At 71.7% G+C, this 25,737-nt stretch carries 24 protein-coding genes; 13 read left to right on the forward strand and 11 right to left on the reverse strand.

From position 1 onward, the window contains the following. Positions 1-178: 178 nt before the first annotated feature. The 5 genes from AB0C36_RS34770 to AB0C36_RS34790 all read left to right on the forward strand — a co-directional run bounded on the left by AB0C36_RS34770 (position 179) and on the right by AB0C36_RS34790 (position 6,389). Positions 179-2,848 (forward strand): CaiB/BaiF CoA transferase family protein, encoded by a 2,670-nt coding sequence (locus tag AB0C36_RS34770; RefSeq protein WP_358362263.1) that lies wholly within the window; start codon positions 179-181, stop codon positions 2,846-2,848. 168 nt (positions 2,849-3,016) lie between these two features. Then, positions 3,017-3,418: a Zn-ribbon domain-containing OB-fold protein gene (locus tag AB0C36_RS34775; RefSeq protein WP_358362264.1), complete on the forward strand. Its 402-nt coding sequence runs from the start codon at positions 3,017-3,019 to the stop codon at positions 3,416-3,418. Next, positions 3,415-4,575, forward strand: a complete 1,161-nt coding sequence (locus tag AB0C36_RS34780; RefSeq protein ID WP_358362266.1) for a thiolase C-terminal domain-containing protein — start codon at positions 3,415-3,417, stop codon at positions 4,573-4,575. The genes AB0C36_RS34775 and AB0C36_RS34780 overlap by 4 nt, the downstream gene beginning before the upstream one ends. A 42-nt stretch (positions 4,576-4,617) precedes the next feature. Continuing rightward, positions 4,618-5,694, forward strand: a complete 1,077-nt coding sequence (locus AB0C36_RS34785) for an amidohydrolase family protein (protein WP_358362268.1) — start codon at positions 4,618-4,620, stop codon at positions 5,692-5,694. A 26-nt stretch (positions 5,695-5,720) separates the two neighbouring features. Then, complete coding sequence (locus AB0C36_RS34790) at positions 5,721-6,389, forward strand: TetR/AcrR family transcriptional regulator (protein WP_358362270.1); 669 nt, start codon at positions 5,721-5,723, stop codon at positions 6,387-6,389. A 57-nt stretch (positions 6,390-6,446) separates the two neighbouring features. Here the strand turns inward: AB0C36_RS34790 and AB0C36_RS34795 are convergent, their stop codons facing one another. The 3 genes from AB0C36_RS34795 to AB0C36_RS34805 all read right to left on the reverse strand — a co-directional run bounded on the left by AB0C36_RS34795 (position 6,447) and on the right by AB0C36_RS34805 (position 9,752). Beyond that, a complete protein-coding gene (locus tag AB0C36_RS34795; RefSeq protein WP_358362272.1) occupies positions 6,447-8,153 on the reverse strand; it encodes an ABC-F family ATP-binding cassette domain-containing protein in 1,707 nt (568 codons plus the stop codon). 322 nt (positions 8,154-8,475) lie between these two features. Continuing rightward, positions 8,476-8,847 (reverse strand): MmcQ/YjbR family DNA-binding protein, encoded by a 372-nt coding sequence (locus AB0C36_RS34800; RefSeq protein WP_358362273.1) that lies wholly within the window; start codon positions 8,845-8,847, stop codon positions 8,476-8,478. A 74-nt stretch (positions 8,848-8,921) separates the two neighbouring features. Then, on the reverse strand, positions 8,922-9,752 hold the full coding sequence (locus AB0C36_RS34805) for a DNA alkylation repair protein (protein WP_358362275.1): 831 nt from the start codon (positions 9,750-9,752) through the stop codon (positions 8,922-8,924). 151 nt (positions 9,753-9,903) lie between these two features. Here AB0C36_RS34805 and AB0C36_RS34810 point away from each other — a divergent pair, with 151 nt between their 5' ends. The 3 genes from AB0C36_RS34810 (at position 9,904) to AB0C36_RS34820 (ending at position 12,650) form a co-directional block, all read left to right on the forward strand. After that, the gene (locus tag AB0C36_RS34810) at positions 9,904-10,479 is read left to right on the forward strand and encodes a GNAT family N-acetyltransferase (protein WP_358362277.1); all 576 of its coding nucleotides are present in this window, start codon (positions 9,904-9,906) and stop codon (positions 10,477-10,479) included. A 156-nt stretch (positions 10,480-10,635) separates the two neighbouring features. Further along, positions 10,636-11,379, forward strand: coding sequence for a GntR family transcriptional regulator (locus AB0C36_RS34815; RefSeq protein ID WP_358362279.1), 744 nt, complete (start codon positions 10,636-10,638; stop codon positions 11,377-11,379). A gap of 113 nt (positions 11,380-11,492) precedes the next feature. Next, positions 11,493-12,650: an ROK family protein gene (locus AB0C36_RS34820; RefSeq protein WP_358362281.1), complete on the forward strand. Its 1,158-nt coding sequence runs from the start codon at positions 11,493-11,495 to the stop codon at positions 12,648-12,650. A 116-nt stretch (positions 12,651-12,766) separates the two neighbouring features. Here the strand turns inward: AB0C36_RS34820 and AB0C36_RS34825 are convergent, their stop codons facing one another. Genes AB0C36_RS34825 through AB0C36_RS34840 form a run of 4 tightly spaced genes read right to left on the reverse strand, consistent with a single transcriptional unit; the run spans position 12,767 to position 18,613 of the window. After that, positions 12,767-13,498, reverse strand: a complete 732-nt coding sequence (locus tag AB0C36_RS34825; RefSeq protein WP_358362282.1) for an SDR family oxidoreductase — start codon at positions 13,496-13,498, stop codon at positions 12,767-12,769. Between the two features lie 44 nt (positions 13,499-13,542). After that, positions 13,543-16,875: a lantibiotic dehydratase gene (locus tag AB0C36_RS34830; RefSeq protein ID WP_358362284.1), complete on the reverse strand. Its 3,333-nt coding sequence runs from the start codon at positions 16,873-16,875 to the stop codon at positions 13,543-13,545. Next, positions 16,872-18,215, reverse strand: a complete 1,344-nt coding sequence (locus tag AB0C36_RS34835) for a lanthionine synthetase C family protein (protein ID WP_358362285.1) — start codon at positions 18,213-18,215, stop codon at positions 16,872-16,874. The genes AB0C36_RS34830 and AB0C36_RS34835 overlap by 4 nt, the downstream gene beginning before the upstream one ends. Then, complete coding sequence (locus tag AB0C36_RS34840; protein WP_358362287.1) at positions 18,212-18,613, reverse strand: hypothetical protein; 402 nt, start codon at positions 18,611-18,613, stop codon at positions 18,212-18,214. Before AB0C36_RS34840 ends, AB0C36_RS34835 begins: the two co-directional genes overlap by 4 nt. 502 nt (positions 18,614-19,115) lie before the next feature. Between AB0C36_RS34840 and mug the strand changes: the two genes are divergently transcribed. The 5 genes from mug to AB0C36_RS34865 all read left to right on the forward strand — a co-directional run bounded on the left by mug (position 19,116) and on the right by AB0C36_RS34865 (position 22,550). Beyond that, complete coding sequence (mug, locus tag AB0C36_RS34845; RefSeq protein ID WP_358362289.1) at positions 19,116-19,691, forward strand: G/U mismatch-specific DNA glycosylase; 576 nt, start codon at positions 19,116-19,118, stop codon at positions 19,689-19,691. Between the two features lie 68 nt (positions 19,692-19,759). Continuing rightward, positions 19,760-20,194 (forward strand): isoamylase early set domain-containing protein, encoded by a 435-nt coding sequence (locus tag AB0C36_RS34850; protein ID WP_358362290.1) that lies wholly within the window; start codon positions 19,760-19,762, stop codon positions 20,192-20,194. Between the two features lie 43 nt (positions 20,195-20,237). Continuing rightward, on the forward strand, positions 20,238-21,320 hold the full coding sequence (locus AB0C36_RS34855; protein ID WP_358362292.1) for an FUSC family protein: 1,083 nt from the start codon (positions 20,238-20,240) through the stop codon (positions 21,318-21,320). 56 nt (positions 21,321-21,376) lie between these two features. Beyond that, entirely contained in the window at positions 21,377-21,955 is a 579-nt protein-coding gene (locus AB0C36_RS34860) for a hemerythrin domain-containing protein (RefSeq protein WP_358362294.1), read from the forward strand. A gap of 385 nt (positions 21,956-22,340) precedes the next feature. Further along, positions 22,341-22,550, forward strand: coding sequence for a hypothetical protein (locus AB0C36_RS34865; RefSeq protein WP_358362296.1), 210 nt, complete (start codon positions 22,341-22,343; stop codon positions 22,548-22,550). A gap of 56 nt (positions 22,551-22,606) precedes the next feature. Here AB0C36_RS34865 and AB0C36_RS34870 read toward each other — a convergent pair whose 3' ends face one another. From AB0C36_RS34870 to AB0C36_RS34885, 4 genes are all read right to left on the reverse strand, one after another. Further along, positions 22,607-22,990, reverse strand: a complete 384-nt coding sequence (locus AB0C36_RS34870) for a transglycosylase family protein (protein ID WP_358362297.1) — start codon at positions 22,988-22,990, stop codon at positions 22,607-22,609. Positions 22,991-23,858: 868 nt separating this feature from the next. Beyond that, positions 23,859-24,104 (reverse strand): acyl carrier protein, encoded by a 246-nt coding sequence (locus tag AB0C36_RS34875; protein ID WP_358362299.1) that lies wholly within the window; start codon positions 24,102-24,104, stop codon positions 23,859-23,861. Positions 24,105-24,352: 248 nt separating this feature from the next. Further along, positions 24,353-24,814 carry a hypothetical protein gene (locus tag AB0C36_RS34880; protein WP_358362300.1) on the reverse strand — a complete coding sequence of 154 codons (462 nt, stop codon included), beginning with the start codon at positions 24,812-24,814 and terminating at the stop codon, positions 24,353-24,355. A 140-nt stretch (positions 24,815-24,954) separates the two neighbouring features. Further along, positions 24,955-25,737, reverse strand: a 783-nt coding sequence (locus tag AB0C36_RS34885; protein ID WP_358362301.1) for a molybdopterin dinucleotide binding domain-containing protein, incomplete at its 5' end; no start/stop codon positions are given.

Here is a 25,737-nt window from a genome sequence, read left to right on the forward strand (position 1 = left end):
GGAGTGCACATTTTCGTGACGGAGCGAGGAACGAGCGCAGTCACGAAAATGGGTGCTACGGCCGCACTCAAACAAAAGCGCCCACCCCGACCAAGACCTGACCAACCCCGAACCAACCCCATCTCCCACCCCAACACCCAACCCCCACCCCCTGTTTACTCTTCCCATAGTAATCACTATGGTCCGTCATGCCGGACGAAGCACCGACTCCCGCCTGGAGGCGATCTGCATGGTGCCCGCGGACCTGAAGGTGCTGGACGTATCCCACGGCGTGGCCGGTCCCATGACCGCGATGCTCCTCGCCGACCACGGCGCGAGCGTCACCCGCATCGAGGCGCCCGGCGGCGGCCCGCTGCCGGACCTCCCCGGCCGCCGCGTGTGGAACCGCGGAAAGCGCAGTGCGGTGCTGGACCTCAAAACCGCGTCGGGCCGCGGGGCGCTGTACGCACTCGCGCAAGACGCCGACGTACTCGTCGAGTCGTACTCACCCGCGACCCGCGGCCGCCTGGGCCTCGACCACGCCGTGCTCGCGGAGTTGAACCCGCGGCTGGTGCACTGCTCGATCACCGGGTACGGCGAGGGCACCCGCGACTCCGCCCGCCCCGGATACGACGCCCTGGTCGCCGCCCGGTCCGGGCTGCACTGGGAGAAGCGCGGCCGCCCCGGCGGGGGGATCAACCACCAAGCAGGCCTGCCCGATCCACTCGCGGGCATCGAGGTCCCGGCCGGCGTGATCGAAGGCCCGGACCGCGACGGTCCGTTGTTCTCCGGTGTACCGCTGCCCAGCATCGGGGCGTTCTACCTCGCCTCGGTGGGCGTCAACGCCGCACTGCACGCCCGCGAGCGGACCGGACGCGGGCAACACGTCCGAACGTCGCTGCGCCAAGGGGTGTTCGCCGCGGTGATCGGCGGATGGCAGCGTATGGAGCACACCGACCGGCCGTTCCTCCAGACCTGGATCTTCGACAGCCGCGCGCCGATGGGCGTGTTCCGCTGCGCGGACGGGGCCTGGGTGCACAATTGGGTGCCGAACCCGTCATGGATCATCGCGATGGGCGAACTCGATTCCCTGGACGACGCCTCCGACGACCAAGTGACCGGCGGCGGACGGCACCGGGACGACCCGGACCGGCTGGGCACCGAGCCCGAGAACCTCGTCGTCCTGCACCACTACCACCCGCTGATGGCCGCGGCGTTCGCCAAGTTCCCCGCCGCCGAATGGGAACGGGCGGGGGCGCGCAAAGGCACGCCGATCCAGATCGTCCGCCCGCCACATGCGGCACTCTCCGACCCGTGGTGGATCCAGGACGGATGCGTTGCGGAGGTCGAGGATCCCGACGAAGGCCCGATCCGGATGGTGGGGCGCACCTACACCGTGACCGGGAGCGAGGGCCGTCCGCACACCGGCGCACCGCGCCCCGGGACGCACACCGAACAGGTCCTGGCCCAAGCCGGCCACGTCCGAGCCACGCACACCGCAGCCACCGCAACCCCACCCCGTACCGCAACACCATCGCCCCATACCGCAACCCCATCCCCGCCCCGTACCGCCACCCCGCCCCCTCCCGAACCCACCGCGCCGCTCGCCGGCGTACGCGTGCTGGACCTCGGCCTCGCGATCGCCGGACCGTACGGCTGTCAGGTGCTCGCCGACATGGGCGCCGACGTCGTCAAGATCAACGCACTGCACGACGGCTACTGGCAGTGCAACCACATCGCGATGACGGCCAACCGCAACAAGAGGTCCCTCGCACTCAACCTCAAGGACCCGCGCGGCCTGGCCGTCCTGCGCCGCATGGTCGCGAACGCCGACGTCGTGCAGCACAACATGCGCTACGACGCGGCCGTACGCCTCGGCGTCGACGAAGACGCACTGCGCACTATTCGTCCGGACCTGGTCTATTGCCATACCCGCGGCTTCGAGGAGTCCGGCCCGCGCGCCGGACTGCCTGGCAACGACCAGACCGGTGCGGCACTGGCCGGCGTCGAATGGGAGGACGGCGGCGTCGACGACGGCGGCCGCCCGATCTGGTCCCGGACGAACTTCGGCGACACCGGCAACGGGTTCCTGTCGGCGATCGGCATCATGCAGGCGCTCACGCGCCGCGCCCGGACCGGCGAGGGGGCCCGCGTCGACACGTCCATCGTCTACGCGCAGTTGCTGTCCTCCGCCGCGGCCGGAGCGTACGTACGCGCCGACGGCACCGAACCGGACCGCCCGCGCCTCGACGCCGACCACTACGGACTCGGCGCCCTCTACCGCCTCTACCGTTGCGCGGACGACCGCTGGCTGTGCCTGGCCGCGGTGACCGCTGCCCACCGCGCCGCGCTCGCCAAGGTGCTCACACGACGGCCCCACGGCATTGATCCGGCCCACGCCGACGCCAACGCCAACGCCAACGCCGAAACCGAAGCCGCCGTCGCGGCTCTCACCACGGACGACCCCCGCACACCCCCCGACGACGGGAAGCTCGCCGCCTTCCTGGAGCGCACCTTCGCCCAGGACCCGGCCGATACATGGCTGCGGCACCTCGACGAAGCCGGTGTACCGGCGGAGATCAGCTCGGAGACCTACTCGCTCGAGGTGTTCGACGACCTGGAGATGGTCGAACGCGGCTGGGTCGCGCGCTTCGACCACCCGTACGTCGGCCGGCTGGAGACCACCGGGCTGGGCGTCGAGTTCAGCGACACACCCGGCGAACTGCGCGGGCCGACCCCTGTCGTCGGCGAGCACTCGCGGAAGGTGCTGGCGGACTACGGCTTCGCGGCGGACGAGGTCGACGAACTCGTCGCGGCGGGTGTCGTCCGCGCCTGGGACCCCGGCACGCCAGTACTCCCAGGCACCTGACCCAGCTCTCGCGCCGACACCTGCCCCCGTGCCGACACCTGCCCCGCAGCCGACCCGACATCTCAACCGGCACCCGGCCGAACTTCCGCTCCTGACTCCCGCCCCCGACTCCCGCCCCCGACCACCGTCCCGAATCCGGGCGGCCACCGACGACGTGAGGTGAGGACCTTGTCCCTGGTCGTGCCCCCGAAACCCGGCCCGGACGACGCGTTCTTCTGGGACGGCGTCGCACAAGGCCGCCTGTTCCTGGCCCGCTGCGCGACGTGCCGCCGCGTACTCCAGCCACCCGGTCCGATGTGCCCGTCGTGCGGCGGCGTCGACCGCGAGGTGTTCGACGCCGAGCCGCGCGGCCGACTGCTCAGCTGGGTCCTGCCACGGCACCCGCCGGCCGCTCTTCCCGAGCAGGAGGTCGTCGCGCTCGTCGAACTCACTTGCGGCGCACGCCTGGTGACCAACCTCCGGTACGCCGGACCGGACGACTTGCGCATGGACCTGCCTGTCGAGATGTTCACCGACACACTCGACGGCGTCGCCCTCCCGCAGGCCCGACCGGAGAGGCGACCCGCATGACCGAGTCCCCCGGCTTCGCGCCCAGAGCCGCGATCGCCGGCATCGGCCACACCGAGTTCTCCAAGGACTCCGGGCGCAGCGAACTCCGGCTCGCCTGCGAGGCGTCGCGCGCCGCGATCGCGGATGCCGGGCTGACCCCGGCCGACATCGACGGCACCGTGACGTTCACGCTGGACGCCAACAGCGAGAACGAGGTCATGAACAGCCTCGGGATCCGCGAGGTCGGCTGGATGTCGCGTACCCCGAACGGCGGCGCCGGAGCCGCCGCGACCGTCCAGCACGCGGCCGCCGCCATCCACGCGGGCCTGTGCCGCAACGTGCTGATCTACCGGGCGTTCAACGAGCGTTCGGGCAAACGCTTCGGCGTGCAGACCGGCCCGGTGCGCTCCGGCGGCGAGAACTGGCATGTGCCGTACGGACTGCGCACCCCCGCCCAGATGTACGGCCTCTGGTACCACCGCTGGATGCTGGAGCGGGGCATGTCGAACGCCGACCTCGGCCACTACACGGTCACCGCCCGGGCGTACGCCGCGACCAACCCGCACGCCTGGTTCCACGGCCGTCCGATCACCCACGACGACCACCAGAACTCCCGCTGGATCGTCGAGCCGGTGCTCCGCCTCCTGGACTGCTGCCAGGAGTCCGACGGGGGAGTCGCGCTCGTGGTGACCGGCGCCGACCGCGCCCGCGACCTGCGCGACGGCCCGGTCGCCCGGATCGCCGCCGCCGCGCAGGCCGATGTGTTCGGCGGGGTGACGACGACGAACTACTACCACGACGACCTCGCGGCGTTCCCCGAGGCCGAGTCGGTCGCCCGGCGCCTGTGGGCGGCCGCGGGCCTCGGCCCCGGCGACATCCAGGCGGCCATGCTGTACGAGAACTTCAGCCCTGTCGTGTTCATGCTCCTGGAGTCGCTGGGCTTCTGCGGACGCGGCGAGTCCGCGGACTTCGTCCGCGACGGCCACCTCGGTCCGGGCGGGAAGCTGCCGGTCAACACGCACGGCGGCCTGCTGGGCGAGGGCTACATCCACGGCATGAACAGCATCGTCGAGGCGGTCCGGCAGATTCGCGGCGGCGCGGCCAACCAGGTTGCGGGGGTGGAGCACGTCCTCGTATCCGCCGGAGCCAGCGGCCTCATCCTGGCCGCCGACTCCTGACCCACCCAACACACCAAACCCGCAGACCCAAGAGGAGCTGCCATGACCCTCGCCCCCGAGCGGCTGATCTCCGCCGACTCCCACGTACGGCTGTCGCAGGCGCAGATCAAGGCCCACATGCCCGCCGCGGTCCACGACGAGTACGACCAGGCCCTCGGCGTCCTGGCCGCGAACATGCGCCGCTCTATGGGCGCGGCCCAGGCGAACACCCAGTCGCTGGAAAACCGTTCGTACCCCTCGGCGAACCGCCCCGGGTACGCCGACCCGCACGCCCGCCTCGCCGACATGGACATCGACGGCGTCGACGTCGAGGTCCTGTACTGCGAGGTGTCCGGGTTCCGGTACATGTATCTGATGAAGGACGGCTGGCGGGCCGCGTCCCGGGCCTTCAACGACGCGCTGGCCGAGTTCGCCGCCGCGGATCCGGCGCGCCTGGTGCTGTCGTACCAGATCCCGATCCACGACATCGACCACGCCGTCGCGGAGGTGCGGCGGGTCGCCGCCGCCGGTGCGAAGTCCCTGCAACTTCCGGTCAACCCCTCCGAGTTGGGGCTGCCCGATTACTACGACGAGCGCTACGTACCGCTCTGGACCGCGATCAGCGACCTCGGGCTGCCCGTCTGCCTGCACATCGGGCTCAACACGGCCCTGGACGACCTCGCCCGCCGCGACCCCACCAAGGGGAAGGGCATCATGGTGCCGGTCACCGCGCTGATGACCGCCGAGGCGTTCGGCATGTTCGTGTGCGCCGGCGTACTCGCACGCTTCCCGGACCTCAAGCTCGTCTTCGTCGAACCCGGGCTCGGCTGGGTGCCGTGGTGGCTGCACACGGTCGACGACCAGGTCACCCGACAGGACTACGACTTCGGCCTCCCGGAACTGCCGAGCTACTACTTCCGGCGCCAGGTCCACATCACGTTCATCGAAGAGCCCCTGGCACTCTCCAGACTGCGCTACGACATCGGGGTGGAGAACATCCTCTGGTCCACCGACTATCCTCACCCGGTGTCCAGTTGGCCGCGGTCCCGTGCGCTGGTGGAGGAGCAGTTCGCGGACGTGCCGGCCGACGAGCGGGCACTGATGCTGTCGGGCAACGCCACCCGCATCTGGAACCTGTGAGGCCGACGAACGGAGCACCGCCGACCGTGGAACGAAGCAGGCCGCCGGCCGCCGGGCACGACCACGACACCACCAGGGCCCGCGTCATTCAGGCCACCCTCGGCTGCATCCTCGACAAGGGCTTCTACCGGGCCAGCTCCAACGAGATCGCCCGCAGGGCCGGGGTCTCCTGGGGGGTGATCCAGCACCACTTCGGCACTCGTGAGGCGCTGATGGTCGCCGCGCACCGGGACGGCGGCGCGCTGCTGGAGCAGCTGGTCGAACAGGCCGACGTCGGCGGCGAGCACGTCACCGAGAGGCTGACCCGGTACTGGGAACTGCTCGACTCCTACTACGGACGCCCCGAATACCTGGCCCGGCTCCAGATCTCGTTGAACCTGACCCGCGATCCGGCCGTCTCCGCCGAGGCGGTGGCCACCATCGTCGAGACCGACGAGCGCATCCGGAAGCGCTTCGTCGACCTCGAACACCAGGTGGCCGGCGACTGCGCCGCGCCGCCCGACACGGGCTTCCTCTTCCACACCCTGCGGGGACTCGCGCTGAGCCATGCCACCCTGGCCGGCACCACCCCGGCGGAGCTGAAGGACCGGCGGCACCCCGAGGACCGGCAGACGCACGCGCGGCTGCTCATCGCCGCCCTGGCCCGCCAGTTCGGCGGCGACGCCGTGTCCGGCGACGCCGTGTCCGACGTCTGAGCAGCCGCGCGTACGTAGCCCTCCCAACCCTCGCCGCCCCCGCGGAGCAGCAATCCGCTACATCGGGTCCACCTCCGTCAGCCCGTCCGCGTCCAGGTTCATCCACCGCGTCACACCCAGCCCGCGCAGGAACGGCACGTCGTGGCTCGCCACGATCAGCGCCCCGCGGTACGACTCCAGCGCCGTGGTCAACTGCCGCACGCTCGCCATGTCGAGGTTGTTCGTCGGCTCGTCCAGCATCAGCAGTTGCGGGGCCGGTTCCGCCAGCATCAGCGCCGCCAGCGTGGCCCGGAAGCGCTCCCCGCCGGACAGCGTGCCGGCCGGCTGGTCCGCCCGGCGGCCCTTGAACAGGAAGCGCGCCAACCGCGCCCGGATCTCGTTGTCGGTCGAGCCCGGCGCGAACCGGCCGACGTTCTCCGCCACCGTCAGGTCGTCGAACAACAGGTCGAGGCGCTGCGGCAGGTAGCGCATCGGCACATCCCTGCGGACCTCGCCGGTACGCGGCTCGATCAGCCCCGCCACCGTCCGCAGCAACGTGCTCTTGCCGGAGCCGTTGCGGCCGACCAGCGCGATGCGCTCGGACCCGCGTACGTCGAACTTGACCCATGGCCCGGCCTGTTGCCCGACGCCCGACCCGGCCGACCCGGACCCGGCCGCCCCCGACTCGGCCGCTCCCGACCCGGCCATTCCCGCCCTGACCCCCGCCCCGAACCGCAGCCCGATCCCCGGAAGGGCCACGACCTGGCGGTCCTGCGGGACTTCGGTCGCCGGCAGGTCGACGCGGATCACGTCGTCGTCGCGTACCGACCGCTCCGCCTCGGTGAGCCGGTCCCGGGCGTCCGCCAGGCGCTCGGTGTGCATCGTGCGGTGCTTGCCGGCCGCGACCTGGGCGGAGCGCTTGCGCTGACCCATGATGACCTTGGGCTCGCGCTTGTTGTCCCACATCTTCTGGCCGTAGCGCTTGCGGCGCGCGAGCTTGTCGTGCGCCTCGGCGAGTTCGCGCTTCTGCCGGCGTACGTCGGACTCCGCCACCCGCACCATGCGCTCGGCGGCGTCCTGCTCGACCTCCAGCGCCTGTTCGTACGCGCTGAACGTGCCTCCGTACCAGCGCACTTCGCCGTCGCGCAGGTCGGCGACCTGGTCCACGAGGTCGAGCAGGTGGCGGTCGTGGCTGACCACGACGAGGACGCCCGGCCACGCCTCGACCGCCTCGTACAGCCGCTCGCGCGCCACGATGTCGAGGTTGTTCGTCGGCTCGTCGAGCAGCAGCACGTCCGGTCGGCGCATCAACTGGCCCGCGAGAGCGAGCATCACGGACTCGCCGCCGGACAGCCGCCCAGTGGGACGGTCCAGGTCGAGGTGTGCGAGTCCGAGGCGGTCGAGTGTGGCCAACGCACGCTCCTCCACGTCCCAGGCGTCGCCGACCGCGGTGAAGTGGGCGGGATCCACGTCGCCCGCCTCGATGGCGTGCAGGGCGGCCCGCTGCCCGGAGATGCCGAGGACGGCGTCCACGCGGGCGTCGGTGTCGAGGGTGAGGTTCTGCGGCAGGTAGCCGAGTTCGCCCGTGACGCGCACCGTGCCGCGCGTGGCGGCGAGGTCGCCCGCCATCAGGCGCAGCAGCGTGGACTTCCCGGCGCCGTTGAGGCCCACGAGGCCGGTCCGGCCCGGGCCCACGGCCATCTGGAAGTCGTCGAAGAGCGTGCCGCCGTCCGGCCACGTGAAGCCGAGGTCGGTGCAGACGATGGACACGGTGAAGGTTGACATGGTGGATGCCTCCGGGGCGCTCGCGGACAGGGCGGCGTCTGGAGACCCGCGGGCACGCGGACATCGACCGGGGAGGCAGGAAGGCCCGGGATCAGGAGGGCGGCTCCGTGCCGAGGACGAGAACGCGCGCCACCGCGACACGGGTGTCCGGTGCGGTGCGGGTCTCCGTCCTCAGAAGAGCAACGGCCTTCTCCTTCAGGTCCTGGGAGCGTGGGGCCAGGGCTCGGAATCGAACTCGGGCTTGAATCCGGGCTTGAACCAAAGCTTGAACTCGGGGTCGAGTTCGGGCCCACGCTCGGGCCCTTGAGAAGCTACGACAGGGTCACTCCTCCGGCAACGCCTTTTCCGCGTCGTACGCCTTCACGAGCCGTTTCGGCGCGGTCAACCGCCAGGCCTCGGCGACCAGTTCGGCCAGTTCGCCGCGGTCGACGCCGGCCAGGGCGACGTCGACCCAGCCGTGGCGGCCGACGTACGCCGGGAAGGTGAACGTCGCGGGATCCGCGGCGAGCAACTCGGCCTGCGTCTCCTTGGTCGCCTTGAGGCACACCTTCGGCGAGCCCTCGGAGGTCGACGCGAACATCTTGCCGCGCACGCGGTACGTCGGATGCCCCCAGGCCTCGACCATGACCTCCTCCGCCTCCGGCAGCGCGAGCAGCATCGCGCGCAGTTCCTTCTCCGTCACGCCGACCGCCATGGCGGGCTCCTCTCCTCTTCACCGTGTTGGGGTGTTCACGTCCGGACCCGTCACGTCCGGACCTATAGGGAACTTCACAGCGACACATTCACCTCGCCATCGCCGCCATCGCCGCCATCGCCGCCATCGCCGCCATCGCCGCCATCGCCGCGGTCGCGCGGACCCGGGCCGCGGTACGCGAGCAGCACCGCCGCTTTCTGCTCCTCCGGCACGCGCTTCAGCCCCTCGCGCAACGTCAGCCCCGAGATCCGGTCCACCCGCGCGCCCACCCAGGCCACCACCTCGTCCGGATGGTGCTTGGACGCCTCCCGCAGCACCCACCCGATCGCCTTGCGCACGAAGAACCTGGTGTCCGTCAGCAGCGGATCGGCCACCTCGGCGAACACCGGGAACCACCGCGGGTACGCCTGGACCGACCGCACCGGCAGCAGGAACGCCAGCACGCCGGAGCGCCGCAGCCACATCTCGTCCTGCGCCGCCCACGCGCGGTAGGCCGCCTCCGCCCGCGGAACCCGCAGCAGCAGCCGTCCGGCCACCGAACCCGCCAGCACGTCCACGAGCGCCCAGGTACCCGATTCCCCGATCAGTTCCGCCAGCAGCGCGGTGTCGTCGAGGGCGAGCCGGTCCGCGTACGCCTCCAGCCACAGGCACGCCGCGAGCCGCGACTCGTGCACGGGTGGCGCCCACAGGTCCCGGGTCACCGCGACGATGTCGGTGTGCGTCAGGTCCGGGTGCGCCTTGCGCCGCGCCCCGACGACCGCCCGGACATCCGGCACCGCGACTCCGTAGTGGGTGAGTTCGCTGCGCAGGTACTTCTTCGCGCCCGCGGCGCGCACGGGGTCGGAAAGGCGGGCCAGGGCGGCGTCGATGTCCGCGGCCAGAGCGGCGTTATCAGGCGTCGTCATGTCTCCTGCCTACCCGACCGACCCGACACGTCCACGGATATGCGCTGGTCGGGCGTGTTCCCAGCGGTAATGATCAGGACACCCCGGCGTCAGACCGCGGACGTCCGGGGCAGCGAGGATCGCACGCGACAGGCAGCAAGGAGAGAACAGCATGACCACGAGCAGCACAGGCCGGGCGCACCACACGGAGCCGTCGGAACCGATCGGCGACGGCCGCTTCGTCGTCCGCCGCCCCGTGGAGGACGACTTCGCACGGGTGCAGCACGGACTCACGCACTGGTGGGGCGGCCTGGGCGGCGAGGCCGGGGCGCAGCAGCGGCGCCTGCTCGTCCCGCGCCTGTTCCTCCAGCACTTCACCGGCACGAGCCTGGTCGTCGAGAGTGCGGAGGACCCGGGCGGCCGCGGGCCGCTCGCCGCGTTCCTGATCGGCTTCCTCTCCCAGGACCGGCCCGACGAGGCGTACATCCACTTTGTCGGCGTCGCCCCCGAGCACAAGCGGGCGGGCATCGGCTCGGCGCTGTACGAGCGGTTCTTCGCACTGGCCCGGGAGGCCGGACGCACCCGCGTGCGCTGCATCACCGGCCCCGCCAACCTCGCGTCGGTGGCGTACCACACGCGCATGGGATTCCGGATCGAGGACGGCGACCACGAGGTGGACGGGGTTGCCGCCAAGGCGAACTACGACGGCGAGGGGCTGGCGCGCGTGTGCTTCGTACGCGACCTGTGAGGCGTCCGCGCAGGCGTTGGTGACGGGCCGTCAGGCAAACCATATGGTTGGCATCGCGGCTCCTTGACCACTGGTCTGGACCTGCGTACTGTCGCCGAAGATAAGTCCAAGCACCTTTAGTAAAGCGGGAAGCATAATTCCCGCCAGGGGGGCGGCATGGCGACGACGGCGACCGTCGAGGTGGCAGCCGAGCCGAAGTACTGGCACCTGCGCACGGTGCTGGTCCAGGCGATCGAATCGGAGTTCACCACGGGCCAGACGCTCCCCAACGAGCGCGACCTCTCGGCCCGCTTCGGCGTGGCCCGCGCGACCCTCCGCCAAGCCCTCGAACAACTCGAACTCGAGGGCCGCCTGCACCGTCGCCGCGGCGCCGGGACGGTGGTGGCCGGCCCGCGCGTCGACATCACCATCGGCACCCACGACGAGGGCTGGCCCGGCGTCGAGCCCGGCGACCGCGACCTCGTCGACGGCACCACCGCCGCGGTCCCCGGGCGCCTCGCCGCCCAACTGGGAGTGCGCCCGCGCGCGATGGTCCACCGCGTGCGCCGCAGGCAGCTGTCGATGCGTCAGCCCGTCGGCATCGAGTGCCTGTACGTCCCGCGCGCCGTCGTCCCGCGCGTGCCCGAACTGCTGGGTGACAACCGCCGCGCCGCGCTCGTGCTCCGCCACCTGCGCAACAACACGCTCGAAGGCCTCACCCGGTCGGTCGAGGTCGGCGTCGCGGAACCCGAGGAGGCCCGCCTGCTGGAGCGGCCGCCCGGTACCGCCGTGCTCGTGGTCACCACCGCGTACACCGCCGGCGGGCGTACCGCGGCCCTGGCCGTCGCCACGTACCGCGCCGACACCTGCCGTCTCGCGTTCGGCGAGGACGCCCCGATCGGGGCCCGCTCCGCCTCGTGACCGGCTTGTGATCGCCTCGTGACGCTCAGCACCGTGAACCTCGTCGGCCAGGTCGGATACCATCCGCCGACGCGGACCGAACGGAACGAGCGGAACGGGAAGGAGCGGCCGCCGTGGCGGGATTGACCGGCGGGGACTCCTCGCTGCTGCGGCGCATCAACTCGGCCGCGACACTCCGCGCGCTGCGCGGCGGCGCGCACCTGACCGTCACCGAACTCATGGACGCCACCGGCCTGTCCCGGCCCACCGTCGAAGGCGTGGTGGACGGCCTGCTGCACGAGGACCTGGTCGTCGAGTCGGAACCGGACACGTCCGCCGCCGGACGCCGCCGCGGCCGCCCGGCACGACGGCTGCGCTTCCACGCCGAGGCCGGGTACGTCCTGGGCCTGGACATCGGCATCCACGACGTACGCTGCGTCCTCGCCGACCTGACCGGCACCGTCGTCGCCCGGCACAGCCGGCCCGCCGACGGCCTCGGCCCCGAGGACCGCCTCGACCGCGCGCGTACCGCGGTCGCCGAACTACTGCGCCGCGCCCACGTCGCACGCGACCGGCTGTGGGCCGCAGGGGTCGGCACCCCCGGCATCGTGGACCGCAAGGGCGTCGTCACGTTCAGCGCCGCGATGCCCGGCTGGACCGGGACGGACCTCGCCGGACGCCTGGGCCGCTCGCTGCGCTGCCCCGTGCTCGTCGAGAACGACGCCAACCTCGCGGCCATCGGCGAGCGCTGGCAAGGCGTCGCCGTCGGCTCCGACGACGTCGTCTACGTGCTGGCGGGGCTCAGCCCCGGTGCCGGGTCGCTGATCGACGGGCGCGTGCACCGCGGGTTCGGCGGCGCGGCCGGGGAGATCGGCGCACTGCATCTGCTGGGCCGCCAGGCACCGCCCGAGAGCCTGCTGTCGACGACCGGGACGCCGCTGGTGCCGCTGGACGAGACCGCGGTCGCCGAGGTGTTCCGCCTGGCGCGTACCGGGGACTCGGTCGCGCAGGAGGCGATGGACCGCTTCGTCCAGCGGCTCGTGCACGACATCACGGCGCTGGTGCTCACCTTGGACCCGGAGATCGTCGTGGTGGGCGGCTGGGCGGTCGGGCTGGACGACGTCGTGGAACCGCTGCGCGGCGAACTCGCCCGTTTCTGCCTGCGGTTGCCGCGCGTGGAGTTGTCCGCGCTGGGCGCGGACGGCATTTCGCTGGGCGCGCTACGGGTCGCTCTCGACCGGGCCGAGGAGCGGCTGTTCGCGGTCGGCCACGACGGGGCGGCACACCGGTAGCGACGCGGTCCGCGTTTCGGCGAGACGGCAATGCGGTCCGCGGCCCGGCGAGACCGCGTTTCGGTCCGTGTTCCGGCGAGATCGGTCCGCGTCCCGGTGACGCCCGACTGGCTCGGTCAGTTGGCCTGGCCCTGCGGGCGGACCACCACGGTGTTGACGTCCACGCCTTCCGGCTGCGACACCGCCCACACGATGGTGTCCCCGATGTGCTCCGACGTCAGCATCGGACCCGCGTTGGCGCCGTCCGGGCGGTCGTCCCAGAAGGGCGTCAGCACCCGGCCCGGCGCGATCAGCGTCACGCCGATGCCGTCCTTGGTCACCAGCATGCGCGTGTTCTCGGCGAGCGCGGTCACGGCCCACTTCGTCGCCGAGTACAGATTGCCCGGCGTGTTCTTGAAGCCCGCGACGCTGCCGACCAGCACGATGCGCCCCCGCGTCGCCCGCAGCGCGGGCAGCGACGCCTTGATGAGCAGGCTCGGGCCGAGCACGTTCGTCAGCACCATGTCGTGCCATTCGGCGGGATCGCCCGACTCGACGGTGCCCGCCGTGGAGAAGCCCGCGTTGGCCACGGCGTTGTCGAGCCGTCCGAACGTGGCCACGGTCTCCTCGACCGCGGTGCGTACCGCGTCCCAGTCCGACGCGTCGCCGGGCAGCGCGAGCACCCGGTCGCCCGCGTCGAAGCGCTCCACGGCCGCGGCCAACTTCTTCTCGTTGCGGCCGGTCAGCGCGACGCGGTGCCCGGCGGCGAGCAGCCCGCGCACGGCGGCCTCCCCGATGCCGCTGGTGCCGCCCGTCACGAGGGTGACCGGGGACGATTGCGCGTGGGTGCCGTCGGACGGATTGCTCATGTTCTCCCCGCGAGATGGGTGGTGCCGGACATACGGACCCGACGCTAGAGGGGCCGGGCCGCCGCGTCCACGCAATTGCCCTCGGCGAGTCGCGGGTCGTCGGCAGGGCTCGGGATCGGGTTCTCGGACCGACGGATCGCGGGCGGTGCGGGCGGTCCGGGCGGTTCGGGCGCTGTGCGTGTGTCAGACCGCTGGGATCCGGCTGGCCGGGGCGCGTGGAGAAGGCCGGCCCTGGCACGTTGCAGCAGGCCGATGACCTGGATCTCCTCGTCCCGGCCCGACACCAGCAAGCGATTGCAGTGCATATGGACGAAGCTCCCCGCGAGTCGGTCCATCGGCTGCCACAGCTCCCCGCGACCGCGGAGGTCGGCAAACGCCGCAGCCGCCGCGGCGGCTTCCCGCCGGAGCGTGGCCAGGACCGCCAGCGCCTGCGGCCCGCCGCGACGATCGGCGAGCCAGTCGTCGTCGGCCAGAAGCCTGCGCAGGTCGGCGGCGTGGCGGCGGTATCGCAGCCCCACGGCCCGTTGCTGGGATCGGCCGGCCCGATCGATCCGGTCCCGGCACCAGCGGGCGCGGGCGGACTCGTCGAAGCCGAGGCCGGCGAGGAGTTCGTCGACGCTGCGGACGGCGAGGAGTGTCCGGTCGAGGCGGCCGCTGTCCGCCTCCTTGCCGTCGGCCTCGGTCGCGGCATCCGTGTCGACCCCGGAGCCGGAGCCGGAGCCGGTGCCGGTGTCGCGCAGGAGCGCGAGGAGTTCGGCCACGGCGTGGCTGTCGGCGGCGAAGAGCGATTCCGCCCACGGCATGGCGAGCGGGCCGCCGTACCGTTCGATCTCTCGCTCGTAGGTGTCGACGGCGAAGCGCTCGCAAAGGCCCTCGCCGGTCAGCGAGTTGGCCCAGGCCAGAAGCTCCGGCAGCACTTTGGCGGAGAGCGTACGCGGGTCGCCGTGCAGTCTCAGCCGCAGATGCGGGGACGAGTCGTGGTAGCGCAGGAAGAACCAGCGCTCCGCCCAACCGCGTTCGGTCATGTCGCGGCAGAGGTCGCGGACCGGTCCGGCGACGAGGTGGTCGCCGAGGCGGGGCGGGTGGTAGAGCTTGGCGTACAGCCAGTCGCTGCCCGGCGGCCGCAACACCTCCTCGGGCAGCGGCGAGGAGGTGCGGACCACGCGTGACCGCCGCTGAGACGGGCGTACCGGTGCGGCGTGCGCGGCGTCCAGCACCACCGGCACCACGAACTCGCTGACGTAGCGGCCCTGCGGCCCCGGCAGCCAGGCGTGCTCGGGACCCGGCAGCGCCTCCTGGAGGAACACGCGTCCGCCGTTCGGCCGTTTGTCGATCTCGGCGTGCAACTGCCCTGCCTGCCGCGGGTCCGCCAGGTCCAGCAGCAGCCGGTTGTCGCCGGACGCGAGGTAGACGTGCCGGGGGACCAGCCACCGCTTCCGCCAGGCGGCAAGCGTGTCCGGTCGTACGTCGGAGCCGAGGGTCCACATGGCAGGGGACAGGACCACGCGACCGGACTGGACGCGGGGGAGGAAGGGGAGATCGGCGACGGACGCCCAAGGCGCCGCGCCGAGCTGGGGCTGCCGGTCGCGGGAGATGTCGTCGAGCAGTCTGATGGCGGAAGGTGCCTGCGTGGTGGTCAGCATGTGGCCGGTGCACGGCACCACTTCGAGGTCGCGGGCCGGCCAGCGCACCCTGAAGCGGCCGTCGTCGTCGAGGCCCACGACCAACTCGTCCAGCGGGATCGTTCGGGTGCTCTCGGGCGTGGTGCCCAGGACGATCTCGCCGTCGCGGACCATCGGGCGGATCACCACGTTCGCCGACCGGGTGCGGCGCGGGAGGTAGACGATCTCGGCCGTCAACCGGCCGGGGCGTACCGCCGCTTCGCCGTCGGCGACCGAGCGCAGTGCCTCTTCGGCCGGTGGCCCCAGGAGGTCGGCGAAGCGCCCGAGGTTGCGTCCGGCGGACTGACCCCCGAGGTTGGGGCCCACGACAAGCTGGAAGTCACCGGCGTCCAGGGCCTGCGCGGAGCGGGCCACGACGAACACGGCGATGTCGAGGGAGGCGGGGGCGGATGCCCCGGACACCGGCCAGGTCTCCAGCTTGCGCAACGCCGCCTCGTCGAGGTCGACGACGGTGCGGCCGTCCCTGATCGCGTCCAGGGCGAGAGAACGCAGAAAGTGGTGGCGCTCCTCGTTCTGGGCGCCGGAGCCGCCCGGCCCGTGGTTGGGCGGGCCGAGGCCCGTGACCGGGTCGAGAAGCGCGAGGATCGGCACTTCCTGTTCGTCGCCGTACTTGGCCTCGAACGCGCGGCGGTAGCCCTCGATCGCGGCGGGGGCATCGGGCGCCGGCGAAAGCCGCATGAGGAGTTCGGCCGCGTGCGCCGCCTCCATGGCCACGGCGCGGTTGACCCGGCTTCCCGCAAGGGGGAGGGCCATGTCGGTCTGCAAGGGGACCTGGGCGCCGTCGGCGGGGTGCAGGGCGTGGGCGCCTGTGGCGAGTTCGGCGTATCCGGAGCTGTCCCGCGTGGCAACCTGCTCGCCTTGGGTCCCGGTTGCCGGTGCCGCAACCTGGCGGTCCCAGTCGGCCATCGCGGACAGCAGACCGTACAGTGCGTCCGCGTCGGCCCGCGCGGCGGGGACGCGGCGCAGCCGCTCTGCCACGTGTGCCGCCGGACTTGCGATGGTCAGCGGCGGGCGCAGATCCGTGAGGAGCACGGTGTGCTCCCACAGCTGATCCATGAGGCGTACGGCCTTGGCCTCCGGCGCGCCCGCCGCCACCAGCGCGTCGACGAGCTTGCGGTGGGGTGTCGGCGTGCGCGCGAGTTCGAGCAGGCGCAGCACAGGTGCCGTGGCGCGCAGGGAGACCGGTTGGCCCTCCGTGCCGTCGAGGGACGCCGCCTCGCTCAGGAAGACCCGGCCGTCGTGCACGCAGGCGGCGGGGTTGGCGTACCACCGCAGTCCGGCGCGCACTTCGGGCCGTTGCTCCGCCGCGGCGACCACCGACATCAGCCAGCCCATGTCCGGTCGCGTACGCGGCCGGGGAGGCTCGGAGGCGAGCGCGAGGTCGGTCGTGTCGCCCCAGGACGCGAGCGCGACGCCCGCGAAGAGGCCGTACGGCGTGGGCCGCGTGGACATCCGGATCAGGTAGCGCAGCAGCTTGCGCGCAAGCCTCGCCCGCGCGGCCGCACCGGTCGGCGGGTGGGCGAGGGCCCGGGCGAGATCGCCGCCGCCCACCTCCAGTGCGCGGCGCACCCAGGGGTCGTCGTACGGCAGATCGTCAGGCGGCGCATCGGCCAGTGCGAGGTACGCCTCGATCGGTCGCAGCGGCGCGCGCACCATCAGCCAGTCGAGCGGCCGGTACAGGGGGCGGCGGCTCATGACAGCAGGAAGAGCCGGTCCCAGGCGGGCGGCACGTCCGCACCCGCCGCGAGCAGCGCCAGCGCGACGCCGGGTGCGCCGCTCAGCAGTCCGGGCTGGTCCACAAGCTGCCCCTCGGGTTCGATGTCGCGGAATCCCAGCAGGGAGTCCCGGTCGTACATGCCGAGCAGTTGTCCGGTCAGGTCTTCGGCGGCGCGCGTGAACACCGGGTCCCCGGTGTCCGCGGCGAACCGCAGCGTGACTTGGAGGAGCCCCGCGACGCCGTGGCACAGGTTCGGCCCGTCGATCGATCGCCTCGGCACCGGACGCCGGTACGTGGCGGCCATCGCCTCCACGGCGAGGCCGCGCAACTCGTCGTCCCCCAGCGCCGATCCGGCGAGCCACAGGGCACGCGCCACCCCGGGCGACCCGTAGCACCACGCGTTGCGCGCCGGCTCCGGCGGCTGCACGGTCCCGGCCTCGTCCGGCAGCGCGACGGCCGAGGGCCAGTTCACGCCCCACTCGTCGTCGGCCCGGTGGTCGGTCAGCCACCGCGCCACGTGCGCGACCGCCTCCCGCTGCCCAGGGACGACGACGCCCTCGGCCATGGCCAGGGACAGCAGCGCGAGGGGGCCGGGGACGCCGTGTGCGAGGCCGCAGTTGAGGTTGCCGTTCGGAAAGCTCCACGCCATGACGTTGCCGGGGCCCATGGACTCATACGGCGTATGCCAGTTGGGTACGCCGGCCTGCTCCCCGCACAAGGCCACCAGAGCGCCGAGGACCTTGCGCAACGTGCTCTGCACCGCGGGATCCTTCTGCCCCAGAAGCAGGTAGGCGCCGGTCCCGGAGAGGCCGGAGATCACATCGAACGCCCCGACCGAACAGCCTGTCGCGTGCCGCAGATGCTCGGCCCCCCGTTCGGCCTGCGGCAGCAGCCCGCGATCCAGTTCGGCCAGCAGCCGCCGGTAGCGAGTGCCTTCGCGCGAGAGCATCCGGGCGGCGAACGCGACGCCGCCGAGTCCGCCGAACAGCCCGGGCGGCAGATGCGGGATCCACTCCGTGGCCCGGGCTCCGGAGGCCAGGCACCGGTGCGCCTCGGCGTCCCACCCGGAGCCCGGGAAGCATGCGTCCAACTGGCCGAACAGCACGGCCAGTCCGATGTCGCCCTGGGCCAGATCGTGCGGCGCCCAGCGGATGTACTCCGGGTACTTGCTCTGCTCCAGCGCGGCAGTCGTGGCTGCCTTGGGGGCCTCTGGATCGCGGAGCCGGTTCGCGACGTCCCGGGCGGCTGCCAAGGCGTCGGCCGCCGTCTCGGCCGACAACGCGCGGACCCAGCCCGCCTGCTGCGTGGTGGCGGTCACGTGTGGTCCTCGGTCTCGTCCTCGTCCGGAGCGGCGCAGGCCTGGGTGTCGTCGCACTTCTTCGACACCGTGCCGCACACCGGCCCGCCGCACGTGCCGCAGTTGGTCTCGCAACTGCAGGTCCCATAGCAGGTGTAGCCGCACGAAGGCTGGCAGGTGTTCTGGTTGCACTTGGTCTGGCACGTCTGGCATGTGTTCGGACACGTCTGCGCGCACGTGTTGCAAGTGTTCTGGTTGCACTCCGTGTTGCGCGTGCAGTAGCTGGGACACGTATTGCACGTCACGCACGTGGTGCTGCACGTCGCGCCCTGCGTGCCCCCGATGGTCATGCCCCACGCGCCGCCGTCGGGGGTCTTACCTCCGAGGCGGATGTCCAGGTCGAATTCGTCGTCGGTCATTGCGGTCACTCCTCGGCACGGGCACACGGCTCGCGCCGCGGAGACGCGGGCGACGCCGCGCCCGGATTCGGTGAGGCAGAAAGGGCAGGCAGGCGGGAAGGCAGGCAGGGAGGAAGCACGCGGGATGAAAACCCAGGAGGCGGAAGAGGCACAGGGAGACAAGCAGAGGGAGACAAGCAGAGGGAGACAAGCGGAGCGAGACGCCGCAACCACGCTGCGGCGTCCGCGAGTTGAGGGGCTCGGCGGAAGGTTCCGCTTGCCATCCTGATGGTTGGATCGCGCGCCCGACAAGACCATTCACCCGTACGGCCGAACCCACCGCCGAACGCCACCCCTGAGCCCTGCCGCCGACCCCAGTCACCGATCCGCCGCCCGGGCCGCACTGCCCCAGCCCCAAAGGGAGTTCGCCGCCCCGCACGCAGGGACATCGAGTTCGCCGTGGGCACCTCGTTGGCGCCCTACCGACACATGAACCCGGCGAGCCGTCGGGGAGACTGGTTGCGTGACCAAGCGCTATACCCGCGAAGAACTCGCCGCCACCGCCGGGCGGACCATCCCGGACGTCATCGGCCCAGGCCTCGACGTGTTGTTCTGCGGAATCAACCCCGGCCTGATGTCGGCGGCGACAGGGCACCACTTCGCCCGGCCCGGCAACCGCTTCTGGCCCGCGTTGCACCGGTCGGGCTTCACACCGCGGCTGTTGCGGCCGGACGAGCAGGACGAGCTTCTCGGCCTGGGGCTGGGCATCACCAACGTGGTCGAGCGGGCGACCGCCGGCGCGGCCGAGCTGACCGCCGACGAGTACCGCACGGGAGGGAAGGCCCTGCGCGCGAAGGTCGAGCAGTACCGGCCGCGTTGGCTGGCGGTGGTCGGGATCGGCGCGTACCGCGTTGCGTTCGGAGACCCCAAGGCCGCGCTGGGGCGCCAGGACACGACGCTGGGGAACACAGGCGTGTGGGTGCTCCCCAACCCGAGCGGCCTCAACGCCCATTTCACGGTGGACACCCTGGCCGACGAGTTCGCCCGCCTGCGGGTGGTCGCCCACAACAGCGACGAGGGATCGGAACTCTCCGGCTGACCCGGCCATGACGGCGATTGCCGCTCGTGCCTCGCCGACCTCTGCGCGGCGGGGGAGGTTCCTCGGCCGTGGCGTGGGGCTGGGTGGGTGAAAGCGTCAGCGCGGCGGCGGCGAACCGCAGCTTCCGGGACATATCGGGTTCCACGATGGCGGGTGAGCCCGCATCGGCGTCGACGTCCGGTAGCGGGCGCATCGAAGCCGAAACCGAGGAGCCCGACGTGCTGGAGCGCACTCGCCGCAAGGACACGACCCGTGTCACGTTCATCCTCCCGCCCGACCCGGCATGCCCGGCGGTGAGCGTGGTCGGCGACTTCAACGACTGGACACCCGGCGCCCACGAACTCCTCGTACGCACGGACGGCACCCGCGCGGTGACCGTGGCCGTGCCCGCGAACGAGCGGCTGCATTTCCGGTACCTCGCGCACGGTGGCCACTGGTTCGACGAGGCGGACGCCGACGGTCACGACGGACGCAACAGCTACCTGGAGCCCGCCCGGGCATGACCCGCGAGAACTCCGGCTGTCGTACCGCCGGCGGGGAGCTGTGATGCGGGGCGTCCGGGACGTGCCGGACCGTTTCGGCGCGGTGCTGCCGCCGTGGAAGCAGACCAAGTCGGTGCTCGTGATCCTCGCACCGATCCTGGGTGCGGCGGCCGCGGCGTACGCGGTTGCCGGGACACTCCCGGCGGTCGCCCTGCTGTTCGCGGTGATCGTGTCCGTGACCGCGGTGCCCGCCCTGCCGCTGTGGCCGGACTGCGTCGTGCTGGCCGCGGCGACGGTCGCGGCCACGGTGGGCGGACTGCTCGCCGCCGGGCACACGGGCTGGTCGGTGGCCGTCGTCTCGGCCGCGGGGCTGTGCCTGTACGTCGCGAACCGCCGTACCGCGGGCGCCGCCTCCTACCTGCCGATGGCCGCGTTCGTGCAGGCGGGCAGCGGCGGCGCCGCGTCCGACAAGCCACTGCTCGCGGTGGGCCTGGCCGCGGCGGCGGGGGTGGCGTTCGCGGTGCTGATGATCAAACCGGCCAAGCTGCACCTGCCCCGGTCGCCCGTGGACCGGCGCACCGCGCTGCGGCACAGCCTGCTGATGGCCGCGTGCTGCGCGGTGGCCACCTGGGTGTCCTTCGGGTTCCACCTCATCCACGGGATGTGGGTGATGCTGACGCTGTGCGTCGTGTTCGTGCCGACGCCGGGGCAGGGGCCGCGTAAGGCGGTGGACCGGGTGGTGGCCACGGTCGCGGGCGGGGTGGCGTCGTTCGTCCTGCTGGTCACGGTGCCGAAACAGGTCACGCTGCTGGTTGCGGTGGTGTGCATCGTGTTCAGCGTCGCGTGGTCCCTGAAGGGGCTTGCGGTGTACCGCAAGACGGTGTTCTGGACCACGCCCGGCGCGCTGCTCATGGGCGGCGCGGCGACCCCGGGCGACCTGGTCCTGAACCGGGTCGTCATCACGATCGTGGTCGCGGCGGTGGCGGGGACGCTGGCCTCGGTGTTCCTCGTACAGCCGCCGGCCGCCGAACCCGCGGCCGATCCCCAGGCCGATCCCGAGGCCGAGTCCGGGACCGAATCCGAGTCCGCGCCCCTCCGCCGGACGGGACGGTCAAATCGCACGGGTCACTCCGGGCTCACCGGGTAGCGGCGCCTCCGCGGGAAGGCCCCGCGCTCGATCCGGCACATGAGGAGGCAGAACCTGTGTCGAACTCCGCCATGAACCGCGCCCAGGCCGCGAGGCTCCACGACGACGATGTGGTGGGCATATTGATGCACCAGCACGCCCGAATCGAGGAACTGTTCGCCGAGGTTAAGCGGCACGGAGACCGGACGGCGAAGCAGAATGCGTTCGACGAACTGCGTTGTGTCCTCGCGGTCCACGAGGCCGCGGAGGAAATGGTCGTACGTCCCGCCGCGAAGAAAGTGGCCGGGTCGCGGGAAACCGATGCCCGAAATCGCGAGGAGAAACAGGCCGCGAAGGTGTTGGCCGAACTGGAGGGCATCGACGTGAACACTTCCGCCTTCGACGCGAAGTTCGCCGAATTCGAGGCGGCGGTCAAGGCACACGCGGACCGTGAGGAGCGTCAGGAGTTCCCGGCTCTCCATGACGGATATTCCGCGGAGGAACGCCGCACGATGGGTGTCCGGGTGCGCGCCGCGGAGAAGGTCGCCCCCACTCACCCGCATCCGGGCAGCGCCGGATCGACCGCCGCGCAATGGACCGTGGGGCCGTTCGCGGGCATGGTCGACCGTGTCAGGGACGGCCTGCGCGGGAGCTGAGGGAGCTGAACCGGACGGCGAATCGACGGTGCGGAGCCAGGATTTCCCGGTGCGTCGACCGACGTGTTGGTTGTCGCGCCGGGCAACTCCTCTGCCGGGAAAGGGCGCAGTGCCCTGGGTGACGTGGTCGCCGGAGGCCCGGGAGGTGTGCCGGCTCGTTTCCGGCCATCCTTCCCGGCGCGTCGCCGGGTACGGACGAACCGTCCGGTGTGGAGTTGGTGGCAGCGGGCAGTAGCGGCCAAAGGTCGTACGCCGGTGCCCGCCGAGGTGCTCGGGAGAACGCATGGATGAGGGCTGCGTGCACGGTTCCCTTTGCCGTGACTGTCGCACGGACGGGCCGTCCGCATCGGCCGCGGTTCCCGCCGGACTCGGCGGGAACCGCGCGGTGTTGATGGAGATGGCGGTGGACGCGGCGATCCGCACCTGCGGCGGGTGGCCGGTGCCGGCCGCGGACCCGTTCGCGGTGCTGCAGCGGGCGTTCGCCCTGGGGGTGACCGACGCGCTGTACGACGAGGCGTTGGAGGCACTGCAGGCCCGGCTGGTGATCCGCGGATTCCCGCGCTACATCCCGCCCTTGCGGTGGACCGCTCCCTGAGGGCGGACGCTGCGGCGCCGGACGGGCCGCGTACGAACGGCTTGTGCGCGTAACGCTCAGCGCAGACCCGCGCGCCGGCCGCAGACCGGCCACGCGCCGGGTCCCTGGCTGGCGAGCACCTTCTCGGCGATGCGGATCTGCTCCGACTTCGAGGCGTGGTGCGGCATGCCCTTGCCGCCGTGTGCCCGCCACGTGCTCAGCTTGAATTGCAGGCCGCCGTAGTAGCCGTTACCGGTGTTGATCGACCAGTTGCCGCCACTTTCACACTTGGCGACTTTGTCCCACGTGGCGACGCTCACGGCCTCGGCCGAGCCGGCCGTGGTGACGCCGACCGTGACGAGTACGAGAACGGTGGTGAGAACGACGTCGGCGCCGCGGGCGCACCGGGAACGGCCGGTCGTTGTACGAGCGTTGCTGCCGAGAACACGACGGAGAGACATGCGCAGTCCTTCCGGAATTCCCGCGGGGCGATGCGGCGGCACGAGCCCGAAGGCATTGCCGCGTCGGGCGCCGGGACGTCATCTGCTTTGCGATGTCCGGGCATTCGCTGGGTCCGCGGCCTCATGAGGCGCGGATCCCGACCCGATGAATCGGACCGGGAACCCTCGGGGTGCGATTTGCACATGCCCATGACCAAAGCAAATCAACGGCGGTGATATCAACCGTCTTCGGGATTCACGCAGGTCAACGCATTTGTTTCCGGGCGTGTCCCGGGGATTTGCGCAATCCGGCCAACTGGCGTGTCGGGCAGGCGATCCGGGCCCGGCTGCTTCCGAAAGATTTCGATCACCGGCGCGTCGATCCTGCGGAATGCGCAGCGAAAGGCGCACGATGGCCGGCGTGGTTCGACAGCCGGGAAGGCGGTGCGCGGTGTGTTGTGTCGGTCGAAACGAATCGACCGCAAAAATGATGCGGAGTTTTTCCGGCCCCGGGCCCGCCTCATTGGTCCGCGTAACTCGGCATTGGTGTGACAAGTGATCGGGTGTGCGCGGGAATCCGCGCCGGAGGCGCATCCCGTCGACTCCTCGTCCGGTCACCTCGATGAACACCTCGATGAACACCTCGGGTACGCGCCCCGTCCCCGGACGGCGCGCGACGCCGACGCGGACGCCGACGCCGGGGGCCGCCCGGGGGCTCGCGGGCCTGGCGGCCGACCGGGTGGCCTTGTGCCCGGCGGGCGGCGCGTCTCCGCCATGGGAAGCCGCGTGGCTGGTGTGCTGGGGCCTGCCTGCGGTGATCCGGTCGCCGCGCCGTGCTGCCGCGGCGACCGGACCGCAGGACCGGTTCCGGCGTTGTGCGAAACCGTCGTCAGGAGGCCTGTGGGGCGAGCTCCCTGACCGCGTCGATCAGGTCCCGGACGGTGTCGAAGGCCTCGATGTCGTCGTGCGACAGCGCGACCTCGAACTCCTCGCTCACGCGCAGGGCCAGACCGGCCACCGCGAACGTGTCCATCCCGAAGTCGTCGGCGAACTGCGACCGCTCGGTCACCTCCGCCTCGGGGATGCCCAGCTCGTCGGCGACGACGGCGATGATGCGGGTTTCGAACGCGTCCACAGGATCCTCCTTGGGTGATCTCACGCCGGGCTGTTTGTCCGGCATCGCACCGGTACCACCCGTGCTCCTGTGGAACGCATGTCGTGACCGCAACGTGACAACAAGTAGGAATATGGGGCCAAATGGACCGATGGCGTCTAGTGTTCAGACGACATCAAGGGTCCAGACGACGTCAGGCGTTCGGCCGACGCCAGGCGCTCAGCCGACGCAGGCCGCTCCGGTGACGCGGGTCGGTCAGATGACGCCGGTCAGATGACGCGGGGCGGGGCAGGGCGTACGGCCGCGCGCATCAGGGCCGAGAGTGCCACGATCGGCAGCGTGGCAAAGGCCAACAGCCACAGGCCGTGCCCGGTCAACGCGAGGCCCAGCGACCACGCGAGCAGCGCGGTGTTCGCGACGGCGCACATCGTGAACCCGACCGACTTGCTGCCAACCGAGCGCTTGACCGCGCCGAAGCCGCCCCACCAGTTCAGGACCACCATCGACAGCGCCACGCCCGCCGACACGTCGCCGGCGGTCGGCGGGGTCAGGAACGGCCCGGTGAGCGGTTGGGCCAAGTCCGGTGCGAGGGCGAAGCGTTCCGGCGTGACGAGCATGGCGTATGTCAGCCACGCCAGGCACTCGGTGAAGAGCAACGCGCCCAGCCCGACGGTCAACTTGTCCACCGCACGAACGGCCAGGGGCTCGGACTTCGCGCTTGCCTGGGTCATCCTCGCCTCCAAGAGTCGGTCGTCTCTGCACCACTGGTGCCCACGCTCGCCGAGGTTACCCACAAGTTCGGCGGGAAACCGGGCGGTCGCGGCGGCCGGGCCGGCAGACGATCACCTGCGTGGCGCAAGGGCATTCATGGTCAGGCCTCGCTGTCGACCGCCGACGGGGTGATTTCGACGGCGAGGTGCTTCATCAGCGGCTGGTCGCTCTGCGCGCTGAAGTCGCCCAGCGGGCACAGGACGTTCAGCTCCGGCATGTACCCGACCGCGCAGCCGGGCGGCACTTCGTAGGGGACCGCGAGGTAGCCGTGCACCGTGCGGCGGCCGCCGTCCTTGGCGACGCTCGTGATGTCCACGCGGTCCATCGCCGACAGGCCACGTTCGCGCATGTCCGCGGGGTTGAGGAACACCAGCGTGCGCAGATTGCGCACGCCCCGGTAGCGGTCGTCGGCGGAGTAGATCGTGGTGTTCCACTGGTCGTGCGACCGTACGGTGGCCAGCGTCAGCAGCCCTTCGCCAGGCGTCGGGTCCGCCAGCGGCGCGAGCGAGAACTCGGCACGCCCGGAAGGCGTCAGGAAGATCCGCTCACGGGCGGGCTGCCGCAGGCGGAACCCGTGCGGGCCGCGGACCCGGCGGTTGAAGTCCTCGAAACCGTCCAGCGCACGCTGCATGACGTCGCGGATGCGGTCGTAGTCGTCGACGTACTCCTGCCACGGTGTGGGTCCGTCCGGCAGGGTGGCGCGGGCGATGCCGGCGATGATCGCGGGCTCGGACAGCAGGTGGGTGGAGGCGGGGCGCTTCATGCCGCGCGACAGGTGCACCATGCTCATCGAGTCCTCCACGGACACCGATTGCACGCCGGTCACCTGGACGTCCTTCTCCGTGCGCCCCAGGCACGGCAGGATCAGCGCCTTGCGGCCGTG

The organism is Streptodolium elevatio, from assembly GCF_040649515.1.
Classification (GTDB): domain Bacteria; phylum Actinomycetota; class Actinomycetes; order Streptomycetales; family Streptomycetaceae; genus Yinghuangia; species Yinghuangia elevatio.

Coding starts and splice junctions, on each gene's coding strand:
- AB0C36_RS34770 (WP_358362263.1), top strand. CDS start 179: ATGGTCCGTCATGCCGGACGAAGCACCGACTCCCGCCTGGAGGCGATC.
- AB0C36_RS34780 (WP_358362266.1), top strand. CDS start 3,415: ATGACCGAGTCCCCCGGCTTCGCGCCCAGAGCCGCGATCGCCGGCATC.
- AB0C36_RS34785 (WP_358362268.1), top strand. CDS start 4,618: ATGACCCTCGCCCCCGAGCGGCTGATCTCCGCCGACTCCCACGTACGG.
- AB0C36_RS34795 (WP_358362272.1), bottom strand. CDS start 8,153: ATGTCAACCTTCACCGTGTCCATCGTCTGCACCGACCTCGGCTTCACG.
- AB0C36_RS34800 (WP_358362273.1), bottom strand. CDS start 8,847: ATGGCGGTCGGCGTGACGGAGAAGGAACTGCGCGCGATGCTGCTCGCG.
- AB0C36_RS34805 (WP_358362275.1), bottom strand. CDS start 9,752: ATGACGACGCCTGATAACGCCGCTCTGGCCGCGGACATCGACGCCGCC.
- AB0C36_RS34810 (WP_358362277.1), top strand. CDS start 9,904: ATGACCACGAGCAGCACAGGCCGGGCGCACCACACGGAGCCGTCGGAA.
- AB0C36_RS34815 (WP_358362279.1), top strand. CDS start 10,636: ATGGCGACGACGGCGACCGTCGAGGTGGCAGCCGAGCCGAAGTACTGG.
- AB0C36_RS34825 (WP_358362282.1), bottom strand. CDS start 13,498: ATGAGCAATCCGTCCGACGGCACCCACGCGCAATCGTCCCCGGTCACC.
- AB0C36_RS34830 (WP_358362284.1), bottom strand. CDS start 16,875: ATGAGCCGCCGCCCCCTGTACCGGCCGCTCGACTGGCTGATGGTGCGC.
- AB0C36_RS34840 (WP_358362287.1), bottom strand. CDS start 18,613: ATGACCGACGACGAATTCGACCTGGACATCCGCCTCGGAGGTAAGACC.
- AB0C36_RS34855 (WP_358362292.1), top strand. CDS start 20,238: ATGCGGGGCGTCCGGGACGTGCCGGACCGTTTCGGCGCGGTGCTGCCG.
- AB0C36_RS34870 (WP_358362297.1), bottom strand. CDS start 22,990: ATGTCTCTCCGTCGTGTTCTCGGCAGCAACGCTCGTACAACGACCGGC.
- AB0C36_RS34880 (WP_358362300.1), bottom strand. CDS start 24,814: ATGACCCAGGCAAGCGCGAAGTCCGAGCCCCTGGCCGTTCGTGCGGTG.